The following is a 17153-nucleotide window of genomic DNA, read 5'->3' as shown; positions in this document are numbered from 1 at the left end:
TTCCGAACCCGGAAGCTTAGCCCCACAGCGCCGATGGTACTGCCCTGGTGACGGGGTGGGAGAGTAGGACGCCGCCGGACAACCATTCCCAGCAAAGGGGGTGGGACTCCTGAGATAGTCGACCATGGTCGACGGTCTCGGAGTTCCGCCCCCTTTCTGCATTTCCGGGGAAGATTTCACACGCGACGGGCTGGGGATCGGGGCGAGCCGAGGCCGTCCGGCGACTAGACTGGCGGCCATGTCCACCATCTCCCGCGACGAGGTCGCGCGCGTGGCTGCGCTGGCACGGATCGATCTGCGACCGGACGAGGTCGACCGCCTTACCGGTGAGCTCGACGTGATCGTCGAGTCCGTCGCTCGCATCAGCGAGGTCGCCACCGCAGACGTGCCCGCCACGAGCCACCCGCTCCCGCTGACGAACGTGTTCCGAGACGACGTGCCCGAGGCCCCGCTGCCGGTCGAGGACGTCCTGGCCGGAGCCCCGCAGCAGGAGAACGGCCGGTTCGCCGTCCCGCAGATCCTTGGCGAAGAGTGAGATGGGTACCAGCGACATGACGAACGACATCACCCGGCTCAGCGCGTCCGACCTCGCGTCCGCGCTGACCAGCAAGGACCTCACCAGCGTCGAGGCCACGCAGGCCCACCTGGACCGCATCGCCGCCGTCGACGGCGACCTGCACGCGTTCCTGCACGTCTCCTCCGCCGAGGCGCTGGCCACGGCCGCCGAGATCGACGCGAAGCGCGCCGCCGGCGAGGAGCTGCACCCGCTCGCGGGCGTGCCCATCGCGGTCAAGGACGTCGTGGTGACCAAGGGGCTGCCGACGACCGCGGGGTCGAAGATCCTCGAGAACTGGATCCCGCCGTACGACGCGACCCTCGTGGAGCGCATCAAGGCCGCGGGCCTGCCGATCCTCGGCAAGACCAACATGGACGAGTTCGCCATGGGCTCCTCGACGGAGCACTCGGCGTTCGGCAACACGAAGAACCCCTGGGACCTCGACCGGATCCCCGGCGGGTCCGGCGGTGGCTCCGCCGCCGCGGTGGCCGGCTTCGAGGCCCCCCTGGCGATCGGCACCGACACCGGCGGCTCGATCCGCCAGCCCGGCGCCGTCACCGGCACCGTCGGCGTGAAGCCCACCTACGGTGGCGTCTCCCGCTACGGCCTCATCGCCATGGCGTCGTCGCTCGACCAGGCCGGTCCCGTGACCCGCACCGTGCTCGACGCCGCGCTGCTGCACGAGCTCATCGGCGGGTACGACCACCACGACTCGACGTCGATCAACGAGCCGGTCCCCGGCGTCGTCGCGGCCGCCGAGCTGGGCGCCAAGGGCGACCTCAAGGGTCTGCGCGTCGGCGTCGTCAAGGAGCTCGCGGGCGAGGGCTACCAGGCCGGCGTCTCCGCGCGGTTCGAGGAGTCGCTCGACCAACTGCGCGCGCTCGGCGCCGAGATCGTCGAGGTCTCCTGCCCGAGCTTCACGTACGCGCTCGACGCGTACTACCTGATCATGCCCGCCGAGGCGTCCAGCAACCTGGCCAAGTTCGACGGCATGCGCTTCGGCCTGCGGGTCGAGCCGGCCGAGGGCCCGGTCACCGCGGAGCGCGTCATGGGCGCCACGCGCGGCGCGGGCTTCGGCGACGAGGTCAAGCGCCGCGTCATCCTCGGCACCTATGCGTTGTCCGCGGGCTACTACGACGCCTACTACGGCAGCGCGCAGAAGGTCCGCACGCTGATCCAGCGCGACTTCGCGGCCGCGTTCGAGCAGGCCGACGTGCTGGTCTCGCCCACGGCGCCGACCACGGCGTTCAAGTTCGGCGAGAAGCTGGACGACCCGCTGGCGATGTACCTCAACGACGTCGCGACCATCCCGGCCAACCTCGCGGGCGTGCCCGGGATGTCGCTGCCCAACGGCCTGTCTGACGACGGCCTCCCGGTCGGCTTCCAGATCCTCGCCCCCGCCAAGGCGGACGACCGCATGTACCGCGTGGGCGCCGCCCTCGAGGCCGCGCTCGAGAGCAGCTGGGGCGGCCCCCTCCTGAACAAGGCACCCGAACTCAAGACCACGGAGCTCGCCCGATGACCGCACCGTCGACTGCCACGGCCACGAGCCTGGTCGCCTACGAGGACGCCGTCCGCCGCTACGACCCGGTGCTGGGCATCGAGGTGCACGTGGAGCTCGGCACGCTCACCAAGATGTTCTGCGCCGCCGAGGTCGAGTACGGCGGCGAGCCCAACACCCAGGTGACCCCGGTCAGCCTCGGGCTCCCGGGCGCGCTGCCCGTCGTCAACGGCAAGGCCGTCGAGTACGCGATCCGCATCGGCCTCGCGCTGAACTGCAGCATCGCCGAGAGCTGCCGGTTCGCCCGGAAGAACTACTTCTACCCGGACGTGCCGAAGAACTTCCAGACGTCGCAGTACGACGAGCCGATCGCCTACGACGGCTGGATCGACGTCGAGCTGGAGGACGGCGCGGTGTTCCGCGTCGAGATCGAGCGCGCGCACATGGAGGAGGACGCCGGGAAGAACACCCACGTGGGTGGTTCGACCGGCCGCATCCAGGGCGCCGAGTACTCGCTGGTGGACTACAACCGCGCCGGCATCCCGCTGGTCGAGATCGTCACGCGGCCCATCGAGGGCGTCGGCGACCGCGCCCCCGAGGTGGCACGGGCCTACGTGCAGACGCTGCGCGACATCTTCCGTTCGCTGGGGGTCTCCGAGGCCCGCATGGAGCGCGGCAACGTCCGCGCCGACGTGAACCTGTCGCTGCGGCCCACGCCCGAGTCGCCCCTGGGCACGCGCACCGAGACCAAGAACGTGAACTCGTTCCGCTCGGTCGAGCGCGCCGTGCGCTACGAGGTGTCCCGCCAGGCGGGCGTGCTCGACGCCGGCCTGCCGGTGATCCAGGAGACGCGCCACTTCCACGAGGAGGACGGCACCACGTCGTCGGGCCGCGTGAAGTCGGACGCCGAGGACTACCGCTACTTCCCCGAGCCCGACCTGGTGCCCGTGGCCCCGAGCCGCGAGTGGGTCGAGGAGATCCGGGCGACGCTCCAGGAGCTGCCGGTCGCACGCCGGCGCCGGCTCCAGGGCGAGTGGGGCTACGCCGACGCGGAGATGCGCGACGTCGTCAACGCCGGGGCCATCGACCTCATCGAGGCGACGGTCGCCGCCGGGACGAACGCCGCGGGCGCCCGCAAGTGGTGGATGGGCGAGCTGGCCCGCCGGGCCAAGCAGGACGAGGTCTCGCTCGAGGACCTGTCCGTCACCCCGGCGCAGATCGCGCAGCTCCAGCAGCTCGTGGAGTCCGGCCGCATCAACGACAAGATCGCCCGCCAGGTGCTCGACGGCGTGCTCGCCGGCGAGGGCGACCCGGAGGCAGTCGTCGCGGCCCGCGGCCTCGAGGTCGTGTCCGACGACGGCGCCCTGCTCACCGCGATCGACGAGGCGCTGGCGGCTCAGCCCGACATCGTCGAGAAGGTCCGCGGCGGCAACCAGGGGCCGGTCGGCGCGATCATCGGCGCCGTCATGAAGGCGACCAAGGGCCAGGCCGACGCCAAGCGGGTCCGGGAGCTGGTGCTGGATCGGATCGGGCTGTGACGGCTCCGGCGGTGCCGACCCCGGCTGCGAGGCCGGGCCGGTGACCCGCGGACCCCTCCTGCACGGCGACATGACCCGGTTGCGGCCCATCGAGGCCCGCGACTCGGAGCGCCTGTGGGAGGCAGTCCAGGACCCGGAGGGCACCCGCCTGACGGGCACCACCGCCGTCTTCACGCGCGACCAGATCGACGAGTGGGCGCGCACCGTCAGCGACCGGCCCGGCCGGTACGACTGGGCGATCTGCCCGGCCGCCATGCGGGACGGCAAGCCGATCAGCGACGACATGATCGGCGAGATCGTGCTGAACGACCTCGACGAGGCCGTCGGCTCGGCCAACCTGCGGCTCCAGCTCCTGCCGAACTACCGGGGCCGCGGGTACGGCCGGGAGGCCATCGACGAGGTCCTGCGGTTCGCGTTCGAGGGTGTCGAGAGCGATCCCGGCCCGCACCTGCACCGGGTGAGCCTGGACGTGCTCAGCATCAACCCGCGTGCCCAGGCGCTCTACGAGTCGCTCGGGTTCCGCCAGGAGGGCCGGCTGCGGGACGTCTACCGCGACGGCGACACCTGGGCGGACGCGATCGTGATGAGCATCCTCGAGGACGAGTTCCGGGCGCTGAACGACTGAGTCGCCCGGGACGAGATCCCCGGACGGCGCCCCGGTGGCCCCTGACCACGCAACGGTCAGGGGCCGCCGGTGATGTAGGCGGTGAGCTGGTCCCGCTCGGCCTGCACCTCTGCGATCCGGTGCTTGACCACGTCGCCGATGCTCACGATCCCCGTGAGCCGCGCGTCCACGAGCACGGGCACGTGCCGCACCCGGTGCTCCGTCATCACGGGCATGAGCTCGTCGAGCGTGGCGTCGGGGCCGCAGGTGTGCACGGCGACCGTCATGATCGCCTCGACCGTGCCGTCCAGGATCTCGTCCCCGTCCGAGTGCAGCCTGCGCACGACGTCGCGCTCGCTCACGATGCCGTCGACGGTGACGCCGTCGTCGGACACCACGACCGCGCCGATGCGGTGCTGGGCGAGGAGGGCGAGCAGATCGCGCACGCTCCGGTCCTTGGAGATGGTGACCACGGAGCCACCCTTGCGGCGCAGAGCCTCTGTCACTCGCATCGGGAGACCTCCATCGAGTGCACGGCGGAGACCGCGTCGTTGCGGCCTCCTGCTACGACGGTACGGCACCGGGCGAAGTTTCCCCAGGGGTGAGGGGGTCACCCTGTGGACGCCGCCTGTCGGTCCCGCCGGACCGGAGGTAGCGTGACGAGGCCGTTCGCCCGCATCGCGCACGGCCACCCAGCATCGAAGGAGCTGAACTGTCATGAGTCGTCCCCTGCGCTCCCGGACGTCCACCCACGGCCGCAACATGGCCGGAGCGCGTGCGCTCTGGCGCGCCACCGGCATGGGTTCCGAGGACTTCGGGAAGCCGATCATCGCGATCGCGAACTCGTACACGCAGTTCGTACCGGGGCACGTACACCTCAAGGACATGGGCGACCTCGTGGCCTCGGCGATCCGTGAGGCCGGCGGCGTCGCCAAGGAGTTCAACACGATCGCCGTCGACGACGGCATCGCGATGGGCCACGCCGGCATGCTCTACTCCCTGCCGAGCCGCGACCTGATCGCGGACTCCGTGGAGTACATGGTCCAGGCGCACACCGCCGACGCCCTCGTCTGCATCTCCAACTGCGACAAGATCACGCCGGGCATGCTGAACGCCGCGCTGCGGCTCAACATCCCGGTGATCTTCGTGTCGGGCGGCCCCATGGAGGCCGGCAAGGCGGTGGTGGCGAACGGCGTCGCGAAGACGCCGCTGAACCTGATCAACGCGATCAACTACTCGGCGGACGAGAACGTGGACGACGCCGCGCTCGGCCTGGTCGAGGAGAACGCGTGCCCCACGTGCGGCTCGTGCTCCGGCATGTTCACCGCGAACTCGATGAACTGCCTGACCGAGGCGCTGGGCCTGTCGCTGCCCGGCAACGGCTCGACGCTGGCGACGCACGCCGCCCGCAAGGAGCTGTTCCTGGAGGCCGGCCGCACCATCGTGGACCTGGCCCGCCGGTACTACGAGGACGAGGACGACTCCGCGGCGCCCCGCGGGATCGCCACCAAGGCGGCGTTCGCGAACGCGATGGCGCTCGACGTGGCCATGGGCGGCTCCACCAACACGGTGCTGCACGTCCTCGCGGCCGCCCAGGAGGCGGAGGTCGACTTCACGCTGGCCGACATCGAGGACATCAGCCGGCGGGTGCCGTGCCTGTCCAAGGTGGCGCCCAACCACCCGGACTACCACATGGAGGACGTGCACCGGGCGGGCGGCATCCCCGCGCTGCTGGGCGAGCTCGACCGCGGCGGCCTGCTGGACCACGACGTCACCTCGGTGCACACGCCCACGCTGCGCGCGTGGCTCGACGACTGGGACGTCCGCGGCGGCAAGGCCACCGAGCGGGCGCTCGGCCTGTTCCACGCGGCGCCGGGCGGCGTGCGCACCACGAAGGCGTTCTCCACGAACAACCAGTGGGAGACGCTCGACACCGACGGCGCGGGCGGCTGCATCCGCGACATCGAGCACGCGTACACCGTCGAGGGCGGGCTGGCCGTGCTGCGCGGCAACCTCGCCGAGGACGGCGCCGTGTTCAAGACGGCGGGCGTCGACCCGGACGTCTTCCACTTCGTGGGCAAGGCGCTCGTCTGCGAGTCGCAGGACGAGGCCGTCGAGAAGATCCTGACCAAGCAGGTCGAGCCGGGCCACGTCGTCGTCGTGCGCTACGAGGGGCCGTCCGGCGGGCCGGGCATGCAGGAGATGCTCTACCCGACCTCGTACATCAAGGGCCGCGGGCTGGGCAAGGTCGTCGCGCTGATCACGGACGGCCGGTTCTCCGGCGGGTCCAGCGGCATCTCCGTGGGGCACGTCTCCCCGGAGGCCGCGGCGGGCGGCACCATCGGCCTGGTCGAGGACGGCGACGAGATCGAGATCGACGTCGACACCCGGATGATCCGGATCAACGTGCCGGACGAGGTGCTCGCCGAGCGGCGCGCCAAGATGGAGTCGTCCGAGCGGCCGTGGCAGCCCGTCGCCCGCGACCGGTACGTGTCCCCGGCGCTCCAGGCCTACGCGGCCCTGGCGACGTCGGCCGACCGCGGGGCCGTGCGCGACGTCGCGCGCCTGCGGCGCGGCTGACGCCCGAGCGCGACACGTCGCCCGACGGCGGACCCGGGACCGGGTCCGCCGCCGGACGGCGCACTGACGAGCGGTGACGCCGAGGGGCCTGTCGGGTGTCGGAGTCTCGTGCCATGGTGGTGGGACCCGGACCGCAGGACGCACGAAAGAGGGCGCGACCCATGAGTGACGAGATCACCGCTGCCGAGTTCACCGCGGCGGAAGGCACGGAGGACTGGCGGGTCCTCCACGACGCGGCGCTCGCGCGGTTCACCACCGGCTCGTTCGCCACCGGGCTGGTGCTGGTCGCCCGCATCGGTGAGCTCGCCGAGGCCGCGAACCACCATCCCGACGTCGACCTGCGCTACGGGAGCGTGACCGTGCGGACCTGGTCGCACGACATCGGCGGGCTCTCCGAGCGGGACCTCGGCCTCGCGCGGGCGATCTCGGCGGCCGCCCGCAACGTGGGCGTCGCGGCGGACGTGACCGGGCTGCGCGAGGTGGCGATCGCGATCGACGCCGTGGTCGGACCCGCCGTCCAGGCCTTCTGGCAGGCGGTGCTGGGCCACGAGGCGCAGCCGTACCGCGGCGGCAACACGGCCGCGGGCCGGCTGATCGACACGGACGGGCGCGAGCCGCTGTTCTGGTTCCAGCAGAGCGACGAGCGCCGGGAGCAGCGCAACCGCATCCACGTCGACGTGTGGGTGCCGCACGACCTGGCCGAGGCGCGGGTGGCGGCGGCGGTCGCCGCCGGCGGGCGGCTCGTCACTGACAAGTACGCTCCGTCGTGGTGGGTGCTGGCCGACGCCGAGGGCAACGAGGCCTGCGTCTGCACCTGGCAGGGCGACTTCTGAAAACAGGGCGACTTCTGAAAAGAAGATGAACTCCGGCCCGTGAATGGGTAGTGTCTCGCGCTTGTGCGCCCGCTCACCCCTCCCGCCCGGAACCCCTACTGGCGGTTCCTCCTGGCGGGCTTCCGCGGGCAGTCCGCCTACCCGCTCGCGACCCTCGCCGGCCTGGTCGCCAACGCGACGTTCGGCGTGCTCAAGGGCTCGATCATGGGGGCAGCGGTCGAGAGCTCGGGCGGTGAGCTGGCCGGGTACACGGCGGGCAGCATGGCCGCGTTCGTCTGGCTGGGGCAGGGGCTGCTCGGGTCGGTGAACTTCTGGGGCGGCAGCGACCTGCAGACCCGGATCAAGTCCGGCGACGTCGCCGTCGACTTCCTGCGGCCCGTGAGCGTCCAGGCCTCCCACGTGCTGACCGACGTCGGCAAGGGACTGTTCGGCCTGCTGCCGCGCGGGCTGCCGAGCGTGCTCATCGGGGTCGCGATCGGCGGCATGGTGCTGCCGTCCGACCCGAGCGCGTACGCGCTCGGCCTGATCAGCCTCCTGCTCGGCATCGCCGTCTCGCACGCCTGCGTCTATGCCGTGGCGACGTCGGGCTTCTGGCTCGTGGAGTCCCGCGGGGTCGCCGTGTTCTACATGTCGTTCTCCGGGCTGTTCGCCGGCCTCTACACGCCGATCTACCTCTTCCCGGACTGGCTGCTGACCCTCGCGCTGCTCACGCCGTTCCCGTCGATGATGCAGCTCCCGGTCGACGTGCTCTCCGGCCAGGTCACCGGGGCGGCGGCCTGGCAGCACCTCGGTGTGCAGGCGCTGTGGCTCGCGATCGTGCTCGCCGTCGGGCACCTGACCACGCGGGCGGGACGCCGCAGGCTGGAGGTGCAGGGTGGGTGAGGGCCTGCGCGCCTACCGGGCCGTCGTCGCCAGCCGGGCGCGCTCGCAGGCGAGCCACCGCGCGAGCTTCCGCCTGGACCTCGTCGGCGCGCTGATCGTCGGCCTCGTCGAGTTCGGCGAGATCTGGGTGCTGTACTCGGCGACGGACCAGATCGGCGGGTTCACGCTCGCGCAGATCATGCTCGTGTTCGGCCTGTCCGACCTCGCCTTCTCCCTGGCCGACCTCGTGGCCGGGCACTGCGACAACCTGCCGGTGTACGTCCGCGCGGGCACGCTCGACGTGTTCTTCCTGCGCCCGCAGCCGGTGCTGGCGCAGCTCGTCACGAGCGACCTCAGCCTGCGCCGGATCGGGCGGTGCGTCGTGGGCGCGACGTCGCTCACCGTCGGCCTGGCGCTCAACGACATCGACTGGACCGCGGGCACCGTCGGGCTGCTGGTGCTCGCGCTGGCCAGCGGCTTCGTCATCTTCACGGCGCAGTTCGTCACCGCGGCCGGGCTGCAGTTCTTCCTGGTCAACGGCGCCGAGATGACCAACGCGTTCGTGTACGGCGGCCGGTACGCGGCCACGCAGCCCACGAGCGTGTGGCCGCGCAGCCTGCTGGTGGTCTTCGGCGTCGTCTTCCCCGTGGCGTTCGCGGCCTTCCTGCCGGTCTCCACACTGCTCGGCACGCCGGGCGTCGCGGGCCTGCCGGTCTGGCTGGGCTGGCTGGCGCCCGTCGCGGCGCTCTGGGCGGTCGTCGTCGCGGGGTTGGCCTGGCGCTGGGGCCTTCGTCACTACCGAGGAGCGGGCGGATGAACGTCATCGAGACCGAGGGGCTGACCCGGGTGTTCACCGGGCGGCCGGAGCGCGGGAACCGGCTGCGGCGCTCGCGGCACGTCGCCGTCGACGACCTCGACCTGACCGTCGAGGCTGGGGAGTCCGTGGGCTACATCGGCGCGAACGGGGCCGGGAAGTCGACGACGATCAAGATGCTCGTCGGCATCCTGGTGCCCACGAGCGGCACCGTGACGACCATGGGGCTGCACCCCCTGAAGCAGCGGCGCGCGCTCGCCCGCCGGATCGGCGTGGTGTTCGGGCAGCGCTCGCAGCTCTGGTGGGACCTGCCGGTGCGGGAGTCGTTCTCGATCCTGTCCGCGATCCACTCCCTGACCGCGGCCGACGAGCGCGCCCGGACCGCCGAGCTGGTCGACATGCTGGAGATGGGGGAGTTCCTGGCCACACCCGTGCGGCAGCTCTCCCTGGGGCAGCGCATGCGGGCCGAGGTCGCGGCCGCGCTGCTGCACCGTCCGGACCTGGTGATCCTCGACGAGCCGACGATCGGCCTCGACGTGCTGTCCAAGCAGCGCCTGCGCGAGTTCCTCGTGGCGCAGCGGCGCGAGCACGGCACCACGCTGCTGCTGACGACGCACGACATGGGCGACGTCGAGCGGCTCTGCGACCGGGTCCTGGTCGTGGACCACGGCCGCCTGGCGTTCGACGGCACGCTCGACGGGCTGGCGCGCACGGTCGGCGCGCGGCGGGAGCTCGTCGTCGACCTCGCCGTCGCGACCCCCGACCTCACCGACGTGGCGGGCGCGGAGCACGTCCGCAGCGACTCGGACGGCCTGCGGCAGCGGTTCGCCTTCGACCCGCAGCGCACGACGGCGGCGCGGGTGCTCGCCGCGATCTCCGAGCGCGCCGAGGTGCTGGACCTGTCGATCGCCGAGCCCGACATCGAGGACGTGGTGCGCGAGATCTACCGCGCCACGCGGCGGTAGCTAGCCGGGTGCCGCCGGTCGGTCGGCGTGAGCCCGTGTGCGGGCGCCGGCTCAGCCGTACAGCGACTGGACGTCGAGCTCGATCGGGAACGGCAGGTCGACCTTGAGGGCCTCGCGGTAGATGCCGGTCGGCACGTAGGTCCTGGTGAGGTCGTCGAGCTCGTAGACGTGGATCGTCGTCGCCCCGTTGCCGTCGGCATCCTCGACGCGCCAGAAGTGGCGGATGCCGGCGTCGGCGTACTTGTGCGGCTTGACGGCTTTGTCGCGGTGCTCGGACTCTGGCGAGACCACCTCGACCGCGAGCACGATGTCCTTGACGTCGTACCAGGTCGCGTCTCCGTCGATCGCCGCCGTCGACGCGATCACGTCGGGCTCGGGCCGGTTGTGCTTGTCGAGGAGAACGGTCATCTCACTGTCGACGACGGTTCCCTCCGGTGCCTGGCTGGTCAGGCCGGAGCGGAGGGCGAAGACGACGCTGCTGTGCCAGCGACGTTGTGGGGACATCATGAAGACGAGGGCTCCGTCGATCAGCTCGGTGTGGCGGGGAGCGTCCGGCAGATTGTCCAGGTCCTCGGCGAGCCAGCCCTCCGGGCGCGGCGGGCGCATCCAGTCGGGGAGCTGAGTCATGGGAACACGGTAACAACGGGCAGCCGTGGTGTCATGGCTCATCGCTGCTCCTGTCGATCGCATGCCTAGACGTTAATACGTCTAGCCCTCCTGCGCGCGAGGTGGGTGCCGCTAACGTGTGCCGGGTGCTTCCCGAACCAGCCGCCGTGCTGAGCCCGGTTCCCGCCCGATCCGCCGAGCCCGCGCCGTCGACCCCGCGGTCGTCCCGGCCGGTCCCGCACCCCGTCGCCCGGATCGCCGAGGTGGCGGTCCACCTGCCCGAACGCACCCGGGACGTGGCCGAGGCCGAGCGCGACCTGCACCGCAGGAACCCGAGGGTCGCGCCGCGCGTCCCGATGGTGTCGCGCCTGACCGGTGTGCGCCGGACCTACGTGGCCGATGACGACCAGCAGGCCTCGGACCTCGCCGTCGCCGCCTCCCGCACCCTCCTGGATCGGGCGGGCCTGGGGCCGCAGGACGTGGACCTCCTGATCTTCGCCTCGGCCACCCAGGACATGATCGAGCCCGCCACCAGTCACATCACCGCCGCCAAGCTCGGCGTCCGGGCGCCGGTGATGGACGTCAAGAACGCCTGCAACTCCGTGCTCAACGGGATCGAGGTGGCCGAGGCGCTCATCGGGACCGGCCGGTACCGCCGCGTGCTGGTCGCGTCCGGCGAGATGCCGACGCGCGGCGTCCGGTGGGACGTGCCCGACCGGTCGACGTACGCCCTGTCCGCCGCCGGCTACACGATGTCCGACGCCGGGGCGGCGGTGCTGGTCGAGACGACCGAGGCGCCGTCCGGCTTCGAGGACGAGCTGGCCGCCGAGCTCGCCGGGCTGGTCGAACCCGCGGTCCGGCCGTCCGGCATCCTCGGCTCGGCGTTCACCGCGGAGTCGCAGCACTGGGACGTGGGCATGCTGCCGGGCGGCGGCACGTTCAACCCGCGCGACCCGGAGCGCAGCTACTTCGAGATCGACGGGTCGCGCCTGCGCGAGGCGTTCCTCGCGCTCGGGCCGGGCCCGGTCGACGAGGCGCTGGAGCAGGCCGGCGTGACGATGGACGACGTCGCGCTCGTCGCGGTGCACCAGGTCGCGGTCGGCTACCTCGCCGACGTGCACGCGGCGCTCGGCGTGCCGGCCGACCGCACGATCGTCACCGTGGCCGAGCACGGCAACCTGGCCTCGGCGACCCTGCCGCTGCAGCTCGTGACGGCGCTGGAGTCCGGCCGGCTGCACCGGGGCGACGTGGTGCTGCTCCTCGGGCTGGCGGGCGGGATCAGCATGGGGGCGATGGTGGTCCGGTGGTGACAGGACCGCGCCGCATGCGGAGCGCAGCGGACGGTGGGGGCCGAGGGACGAGGCACGCGCCGGGAGCGGAGCGCAGCGAAGGCGCGGCAGAAGGTAGAGCTCGTCTCGCCGTCGTCGTGCCCGCCTTGAACGAGGCGCACGAGCACGGGATCCTGCGCACCCTCGCGGCTCTGCACGCGCAGGAGGACGACGACTTCGACCTCGTGGTGGTGGACAACGGCTCCACGGACGGCACGCCCGACGTCGTCCGCAAGGCGATCGCGGAGTGGGGGCGGCTGCGCTGGCGGGTCGTCACGGAGCCCGAGAAGGGGACCGGGGCCGCGGCCGACACGGGGATGCGGGCCGCCATCGCGCTCGGTGCGGAGCTGCTGGCCCGGACCGACGCCGACTGCCTGCCGCCGCCCGGGTGGACGCGGGCGGTGCGGCAGGCGTTCGCGTCGGGCGACGAGCTGGTGGCCGGGCGGCTGTTGCCGCGCACCGACGACCTGCCGGTCTCGCGGGTGCAGCAGGGTGTGCTGTCGTTCGCGCTGTGGGCGTCCAGCACGTTCGGCAAGGTGCGCCCCGGCAACCGGGACGACGGGTACCTGGGGCCGTACGTGATGACGCCCGGCTGCAACATGGCGATCACGGCGTCGCTGTACGAGCGCGCCGGCGGGTTCCCGCGCACCCGGATCGAGGACGTGCACGAGGACCGTGCCCTGGTCAACGCGGTGCGCCGGCTGACCACCCGGTACGCGGAGCACCGTGAGGTCTGGGTGCGCGCCTCGACGCGCCGCGTGCACGCGTGGGGCCTGGTGCGCACGCTCGGCTGGTACGCCGACCACCGCTACCGGCCCGAGGTCGTGGACATCCGATGACGGCCTCGCCCGAGGCGCTCTGGGAGGAGCGGGTGCAGCGGGCCGCGCACCCGCTCGCCTACCCGGCGCTCCGGTCCGCGCGGCACCGGCCCGTGGTGCGCGTCCCGCGCGTCGGCGTGGTGGTGAGCGACGCCGCCGTCGCGCGCGAGGTGCTGCTCGACCTGGACCACTTCTCGAAGGTGGGCCCGGGGGCGCCGTCGGACCTGTGGACGCCGGTGCTCGGGCCGTCCGTGCTGCTCAACATGGAGGGCGCCGAGCACGCCGCGCTGCGGCGTGCGCTGGGGCCGCTGTTCGCGCCCCGGGCGGTGCGGGAGCTGGTGTCCGGGGGCGGGTTCCCGGGCGGCGAGGGCGTGGGCGGCGACGGCGCGGTCGGTTTCGGAGCGACCGACGCCGGAGCCCCGGACGACGACGGCGTGCTGCCGGACTTGACGCGGCGGCTGGCCGCGGGGGAGACCGTCGACCTCGCCGCCGCGGTGACGGCGCAGGCCGGCGCGGTGATCTGCGGGATGGTGGGGCTGCCGCCGACGGATCACGCCGTGCGCTCCGCGATGTCCGCCGCCCGGACGATCACGGGGATGGTGCGGCTGCACCGGCACGGGCTCACGCGGTCCCAGGTCACGCGGGCGCGGGCGGTGCTGGACCGGCTGACGGCGCCCGCCCGTGCGGCCTACCGCGCGGGCAACCCGGCGACGGTGCCCGGGCGGATGCGCGATCTGGGGCTGTCCGAGCGCGAGGCGATGGGCGCCGTCGGGGCGTTCGTGCTCACGGGGACGGAGACGGTCCAGTCGTTCGTGCCGCGGCTCCTGGCGATCGCCCACGACGCCGGGTGGACCGGGCGGCTGCTGGCCGGCGACGCCCAGGTGCGGCGCCGCGCCGTCGAGGAGGGGCTGCGCGTCACGGTGCCGACGCCGGCGATGCTGCGCGCGGTGCGGGCCGACGCGTCGGTGGGCGGCCTGCGGGTCGCCGCCGGCGAGCGCGTGGTGATCGCCACGGTCAACTGCTGCCGGGCCGCCGGCGGCTTCGACCCTGGCCGGCCGGTCGACCCCGCCGTGCGGCACCTGTGGTTCGGGGCCGGGCCGCACTTCTGCCTCGGCATGCCGCTGGCGATCGCCCAGGTGGACGCCGTCCTGGACGCGCTCACCGCCGCGTCGGCCGACCGCCGGGTCCCGGTCGTGGGCCGGCGACGGGCCGCGCGCGGCGTGCTGGTCCCGGCGTACCGGTCGCTGGAGCTGCGGCTGGGACCTGCCGCGAAGGAGACGAGATGACCCACTTCCTGGAACGCCTGCGCGCCCTGGCCCGGGAGACGCCGGACGTCGTGGCGCTCCGCTGGTTCGGCGGCCGCGGCGGCGCTCGCATACGCGAGGAGGTCCCGTTCCGCGACCTCGCGGAGCGCGTCGAGCGGACGGCGTCCGGCCTGCGGGCACAGGGTTTGCGGCCCGGTGACCGGGTGCTGTTCAGCGTCCGGCCCCGGCCCGAGGGCGTGGTCCTGTGCCTCGCGATCCTGCGCGCGGGCGGCTCCGTCGTCTTCGTGGACCCCGGCTCGACGCCGGAGCTGTTCGCCGCCCGGATCGCGGCGGCCCGGCCGCGGTGGGCCGCGACGGAGGCGCTGCTCTACGCGGCGTCGTCGGGGCCGCTGCGTAGGATCGCCCGCTCGCGCGGGCTGCTGCTCCCGGACTACGGCCGGCTGCCCGTGCGGCACCTGTACACGGGGCGGTGGCTGCCGGGGGTGCCGCGCGGGGCACGGCGGGTGGCGGCTGAGTCCGCGCGAAGGCCGGGGGCGGAGCCGGACCTGACCCCGGGGCCGGAGCCGACGCCGGTGCCGGAACCCGCGCCGCGGCCCGGGTGGGTCGCGGACGATCCCGAGGCGCTGGTCGTCTTCACGTCCGGGACCACCGCCGAACCCAAGGCCGTGGTGCACACCGCGGGCACGCTCGGCGGCATGCTGGGCCTGTTCGCGCACGTGGGCGGGCTGCGGGCCGGGCAGCGAGCGCACACCGACCAGATGTTCCTCGGGCTCCCGGCGCTGCTCGCGGGCGGCACGTGGGAGATCCCGGCGCGCACGCCCAAGGACGACCCGGCGGCGTTCGCGCGCGGCGTCGCGGGCGCGGACTCGTCGTTCCTGGTGCCCGCCGACGTGACGGCGCTGCTCGACGTCCTGGAGGCCCGCGGGGTCGACGGCGGCGCTGAACCCGTCGTCGGCCCCGCGGTGCTGGCGGTCGGTGCGGCCCCGGTCACCGCCGCGCTGCTGGAGCGGGGCCGACGGGTGCTGCCGGGCACGCGCTGGATCGCCGTGTACGGGGCCACCGAGATCCTGCCCGCCGCGATGACCGAGGCGGACGAGAAGATCGCGGCCGCCGGGGGTGGCGCGGCTTCGGCGAGCGCCGGGGGCAGCGCGAGCGCCGGGGGTGCTGCGAGCGCTGTGGGTACGGCGAGCGCCGGTTCCGGCGGCCCGCGGGGCGACCTCGTGGGTCGTCCGCTGGCGGGGATCGGCGTGCGCATCGACACCGCCGTCGTCGGCCTGGACGAGGCGCCCGGCCCGTCCGGGGCCGAGACCGGGGACGCGCCCGGGGACGCACCTGGCGGCGAACCCGGCACAGACCCCGGCGACGGCCCCGTGGTGGGCGAGCTGGTGCTCACCGGGCCGTCGCTGATGGCGGGCTACCTGTCAGACCTGGATGCCGGCAAGCCGCGGGCGGCCGAGCACCGCACGGGCGACCTCGCCTATCGGGACGCGGACGGCCGGATCGTGCTGGTCGGCCGTAACCGGGACATGATCATTCGCGGCACGGTGAACATCTACCCGGGCCTGTTCGAGCCCCGGCTGCGGGACCTGCCGGGGGTGGCCGACGCCGTCATGGTCGGCGTCCCGATGCCGGACGGCGACGAGCGGGTGATCCTCGTGGTGACGCCGGAGGGCGCGGCGCCCGGCGTGGGCACGCCGCGGGTCCGGGCGGACACGGAGCTGGCCCGGGCCGTCGCCGACCAGGCCGGGCGGGTGCTGGACCACGGCGCCCTGCCCGACCTGGTGGTCGAGGCGTCGCACGTGCCGCTCGCGGGCCGGTCCCGGAAGCCGGACCGTCATGCCCTGGTCGACCTGGTTTCACCTCTCGCGGGTACAGTGCGCGCATGAGGGTGGCTGTGACCGGTTCGTCGGGGTTTGTTGGCGGGGCTGTGGTGCGTGATCTCGCGGCGCACGGGCACGAGGTGATCGCGTTCTCGCGGCGCGTCCCGCGCGTCCCGGCCGAGCTGCTCGACAAGGTCGCCCACCAGTTCTGGGACCTGCGGGACGGCCCGCTCGCGAAGGAGGACCGGCCCGAGGACGTCGACGTCGTGGTGCACTGCGGCGCGTCCGTCGGGGACGGCGGCAGCCACGCCCGGGCGTGGGTCGTCAACGTCGAGGGCACCCGCGCGGTGCGCGAGACGTTCCCCGGCGCGCGCTTCGTGCACCTGTCGTCGGGCAGCGTCTACGATCCCCGGACGCCGAGCGTCGCGGCCACCGAGGCAGAGGCGCCCGCCCGCGGGTACGTGAACCCCTACGGCTCCACCAAGGCCGCCGCCGAGCGCTACCTCGCGGCGGACGCCGCGCGTGAGGACCGCGGTCCCGTCGTCGTGCTGCGGCCGCACGCGGTCTACGGGCCGGGCGACACGACGCTGCTGCCGCGGCTGGAGTCCGCGGCGATCGGCGCGTGGCTGCCGCTGCCGGGCGGCGGCAAGGTGCGGCAGCACCTTACGCATGTCGACACGCTGGCCCGTGCGGTGCGTGCCGCCCTGGACGTGGACGTCGAGCCCGAGATCGCCGCGGGGCGGCCGCTCGTGGCGAACGTGGCTGACGCCAGCCCGGTCGACCTCGACGAGACGATCGAGCTGCTGATGTTCGCCCGGTTCCGGCCGGTCCAGGTGGTGGGGATCCCGCTGCGGCTGGCCAACGTGCTGGCCTGGGCGGGGGAACATTTGGCCCGGTGGACCGGGCGCGAGCCGCGCCTGTCCCGGTACGCCATCAGCCACCTCGCGATGGAGCGCACCTACGACCTCACGGTGCTGCGGGAACGCCTCGGCGTGGACCCGGCGCCGACGTCGCTGCACGGCGCCATGAGCTGGTAGCCCCGACACGTTCGGGTGCTGTCCGGA

Annotated in this window: 15 protein-coding genes and 2 pseudogenes; 15 read left to right on the top strand and 2 right to left on the bottom strand. The window is 73.4% G+C overall.

Annotation, left to right across the window (positions count from 1 at the left end; all coding sequences use genetic code 11):
* Positions 1-238: 238 nt before the first annotated feature.
* Genes gatC through ACFV9Q_RS26560 form a run of 4 tightly spaced genes read left to right on the top strand, consistent with a single transcriptional unit; the run spans position 239 to position 4220 of the window.
* Complete coding sequence (gene gatC, locus ACFV9Q_RS26575; RefSeq protein WP_377232020.1) at positions 239-535, top strand: Asp-tRNA(Asn)/Glu-tRNA(Gln) amidotransferase subunit GatC; 297 nt, start codon at positions 239-241, stop codon at positions 533-535.
* 1 nt (position 536) lies between these two features.
* Complete coding sequence (gatA, locus tag ACFV9Q_RS26570) at positions 537-2078, top strand: Asp-tRNA(Asn)/Glu-tRNA(Gln) amidotransferase subunit GatA (RefSeq protein ID WP_377236915.1); 1542 nt, start codon at positions 537-539, stop codon at positions 2076-2078.
* Positions 2075-3595, top strand: a complete 1521-nt coding sequence (gene gatB, locus ACFV9Q_RS26565) for an Asp-tRNA(Asn)/Glu-tRNA(Gln) amidotransferase subunit GatB (RefSeq protein ID WP_377236914.1) — start codon at positions 2075-2077, stop codon at positions 3593-3595. Before gatA ends, gatB begins: the two co-directional genes overlap by 4 nt.
* A 40-nt stretch (positions 3596-3635) precedes the next feature.
* Positions 3636-4220: a GNAT family N-acetyltransferase gene (locus ACFV9Q_RS26560; RefSeq protein WP_377232017.1), complete on the top strand. Its 585-nt coding sequence runs from the start codon at positions 3636-3638 to the stop codon at positions 4218-4220.
* A 56-nt stretch (positions 4221-4276) separates the two neighbouring features.
* On the opposite strand, the gene ACFV9Q_RS26555 is transcribed toward ACFV9Q_RS26560, so the two are convergent.
* A complete protein-coding gene (locus ACFV9Q_RS26555) occupies positions 4277-4711 on the bottom strand; it encodes a CBS domain-containing protein (RefSeq protein WP_377236913.1) in 435 nt (144 codons plus the stop codon).
* A 205-nt stretch (positions 4712-4916) separates the two neighbouring features.
* Here ACFV9Q_RS26555 and ilvD point away from each other — a divergent pair, with 205 nt between their 5' ends.
* The 5 genes from ilvD to ACFV9Q_RS26530 all read left to right on the top strand — a co-directional run bounded on the left by ilvD (position 4917) and on the right by ACFV9Q_RS26530 (position 10252).
* On the top strand, positions 4917-6779 hold the full coding sequence (ilvD, locus tag ACFV9Q_RS26550) for a dihydroxy-acid dehydratase (protein WP_377236912.1): 1863 nt from the start codon (positions 4917-4919) through the stop codon (positions 6777-6779).
* A 161-nt stretch (positions 6780-6940) separates the two neighbouring features.
* Positions 6941-7612 carry a VOC family protein gene (locus ACFV9Q_RS26545; RefSeq protein ID WP_377236911.1) on the top strand — a complete coding sequence of 224 codons (672 nt, stop codon included), beginning with the start codon at positions 6941-6943 and terminating at the stop codon, positions 7610-7612.
* Positions 7613-7675: 63 nt separating this feature from the next.
* Positions 7676-8494, top strand: a complete 819-nt coding sequence (locus ACFV9Q_RS26540) for an ABC transporter permease (RefSeq protein WP_377236910.1) — start codon at positions 7676-7678, stop codon at positions 8492-8494.
* Entirely contained in the window at positions 8487-9290 is an 804-nt protein-coding gene (locus tag ACFV9Q_RS26535; protein WP_377236909.1) for an ABC transporter permease, read from the top strand. Before ACFV9Q_RS26540 ends, ACFV9Q_RS26535 begins: the two co-directional genes overlap by 8 nt.
* Entirely contained in the window at positions 9287-10252 is a 966-nt protein-coding gene (locus ACFV9Q_RS26530; protein ID WP_377229428.1) for an ATP-binding cassette domain-containing protein, read from the top strand. Before ACFV9Q_RS26535 ends, ACFV9Q_RS26530 begins: the two co-directional genes overlap by 4 nt.
* A 51-nt stretch (positions 10253-10303) precedes the next feature.
* On the opposite strand, the gene ACFV9Q_RS26525 is transcribed toward ACFV9Q_RS26530, so the two are convergent.
* Entirely contained in the window at positions 10304-10879 is a 576-nt protein-coding gene (locus tag ACFV9Q_RS26525) for a Uma2 family endonuclease (protein WP_377236908.1), read from the bottom strand.
* Between the two features lie 125 nt (positions 10880-11004).
* Here ACFV9Q_RS26525 and ACFV9Q_RS26520 point away from each other — a divergent pair, with 125 nt between their 5' ends.
* From ACFV9Q_RS26520 to ACFV9Q_RS26495, 6 genes and pseudogenes are all read left to right on the top strand, one after another.
* A complete protein-coding gene (locus ACFV9Q_RS26520; RefSeq protein ID WP_377236907.1) occupies positions 11005-12168 on the top strand; it encodes a 3-oxoacyl-ACP synthase III family protein in 1164 nt (387 codons plus the stop codon).
* A gap of 14 nt (positions 12169-12182) precedes the next feature.
* Complete coding sequence (locus tag ACFV9Q_RS26515; RefSeq protein WP_377236906.1) at positions 12183-13025, top strand: glycosyltransferase; 843 nt, start codon at positions 12183-12185, stop codon at positions 13023-13025.
* Entirely contained in the window at positions 13022-14290 is a 1269-nt protein-coding gene (locus tag ACFV9Q_RS26510; RefSeq protein ID WP_377236905.1) for a cytochrome P450, read from the top strand. The genes ACFV9Q_RS26515 and ACFV9Q_RS26510 overlap by 4 nt, the downstream gene beginning before the upstream one ends.
* Positions 14287-16155 (top strand): class I adenylate-forming enzyme family protein, encoded by a 1869-nt coding sequence (locus ACFV9Q_RS26505; protein WP_377236904.1) that lies wholly within the window; start codon positions 14287-14289, stop codon positions 16153-16155. The genes ACFV9Q_RS26510 and ACFV9Q_RS26505 overlap by 4 nt, the downstream gene beginning before the upstream one ends.
* Positions 16152-16790: pseudogene (locus ACFV9Q_RS26500) on the top strand (NAD-dependent epimerase/dehydratase family protein); the annotation flags it as partial. The gene ACFV9Q_RS26505 and the pseudogene ACFV9Q_RS26500, both read left to right, overlap by 4 nt.
* A pseudogene (locus ACFV9Q_RS26495) lies at positions 16745-16855 on the top strand (hypothetical protein); the annotation flags it as partial. The pseudogenes ACFV9Q_RS26500 and ACFV9Q_RS26495, both read left to right, overlap by 46 nt.
* Positions 16856-17153 lie beyond the last annotated feature (298 nt).

It is taken from the genome of Promicromonospora sp. NPDC059942 (assembly GCF_042731755.1).
In the GTDB taxonomy this organism is placed as follows: domain Bacteria; phylum Actinomycetota; class Actinomycetes; order Actinomycetales; family Cellulomonadaceae; genus Promicromonospora.
Note: the sequence above shows the minus strand (reverse complement) of the source record. Positions and strands in the feature narration are given on the sequence as shown.

Excerpts from the sequence above, each read along its gene's own strand:
- ACFV9Q_RS26555 (WP_377236913.1), bottom strand. The coding sequence starts at position 4,711 with ATGCGAGTGACAGAGGCTCTGCGCCGCAAGGGTGGCTCCGTGGTCACC.
- ACFV9Q_RS26525 (WP_377236908.1), bottom strand. The coding sequence starts at position 10,879 with ATGACTCAGCTCCCCGACTGGATGCGCCCGCCGCGCCCGGAGGGCTGG.
- gatA (WP_377236915.1), top strand. The coding sequence starts at position 537 with ATGGGTACCAGCGACATGACGAACGACATCACCCGGCTCAGCGCGTCC.
- ACFV9Q_RS26515 (WP_377236906.1), top strand. The coding sequence starts at position 12,183 with ATGCGGAGCGCAGCGGACGGTGGGGGCCGAGGGACGAGGCACGCGCCG.
- gatC (WP_377232020.1), top strand. The coding sequence starts at position 239 with ATGTCCACCATCTCCCGCGACGAGGTCGCGCGCGTGGCTGCGCTGGCA.
- ACFV9Q_RS26530 (WP_377229428.1), top strand. The coding sequence starts at position 9,287 with ATGAACGTCATCGAGACCGAGGGGCTGACCCGGGTGTTCACCGGGCGG.
- ACFV9Q_RS26545 (WP_377236911.1), top strand. The coding sequence starts at position 6,941 with ATGAGTGACGAGATCACCGCTGCCGAGTTCACCGCGGCGGAAGGCACG.
- ACFV9Q_RS26505 (WP_377236904.1), top strand. The coding sequence starts at position 14,287 with ATGACCCACTTCCTGGAACGCCTGCGCGCCCTGGCCCGGGAGACGCCG.
- ACFV9Q_RS26510 (WP_377236905.1), top strand. The coding sequence starts at position 13,022 with ATGACGGCCTCGCCCGAGGCGCTCTGGGAGGAGCGGGTGCAGCGGGCC.
- ilvD (WP_377236912.1), top strand. The coding sequence starts at position 4,917 with ATGAGTCGTCCCCTGCGCTCCCGGACGTCCACCCACGGCCGCAACATG.
- gatB (WP_377236914.1), top strand. The coding sequence starts at position 2,075 with ATGACCGCACCGTCGACTGCCACGGCCACGAGCCTGGTCGCCTACGAG.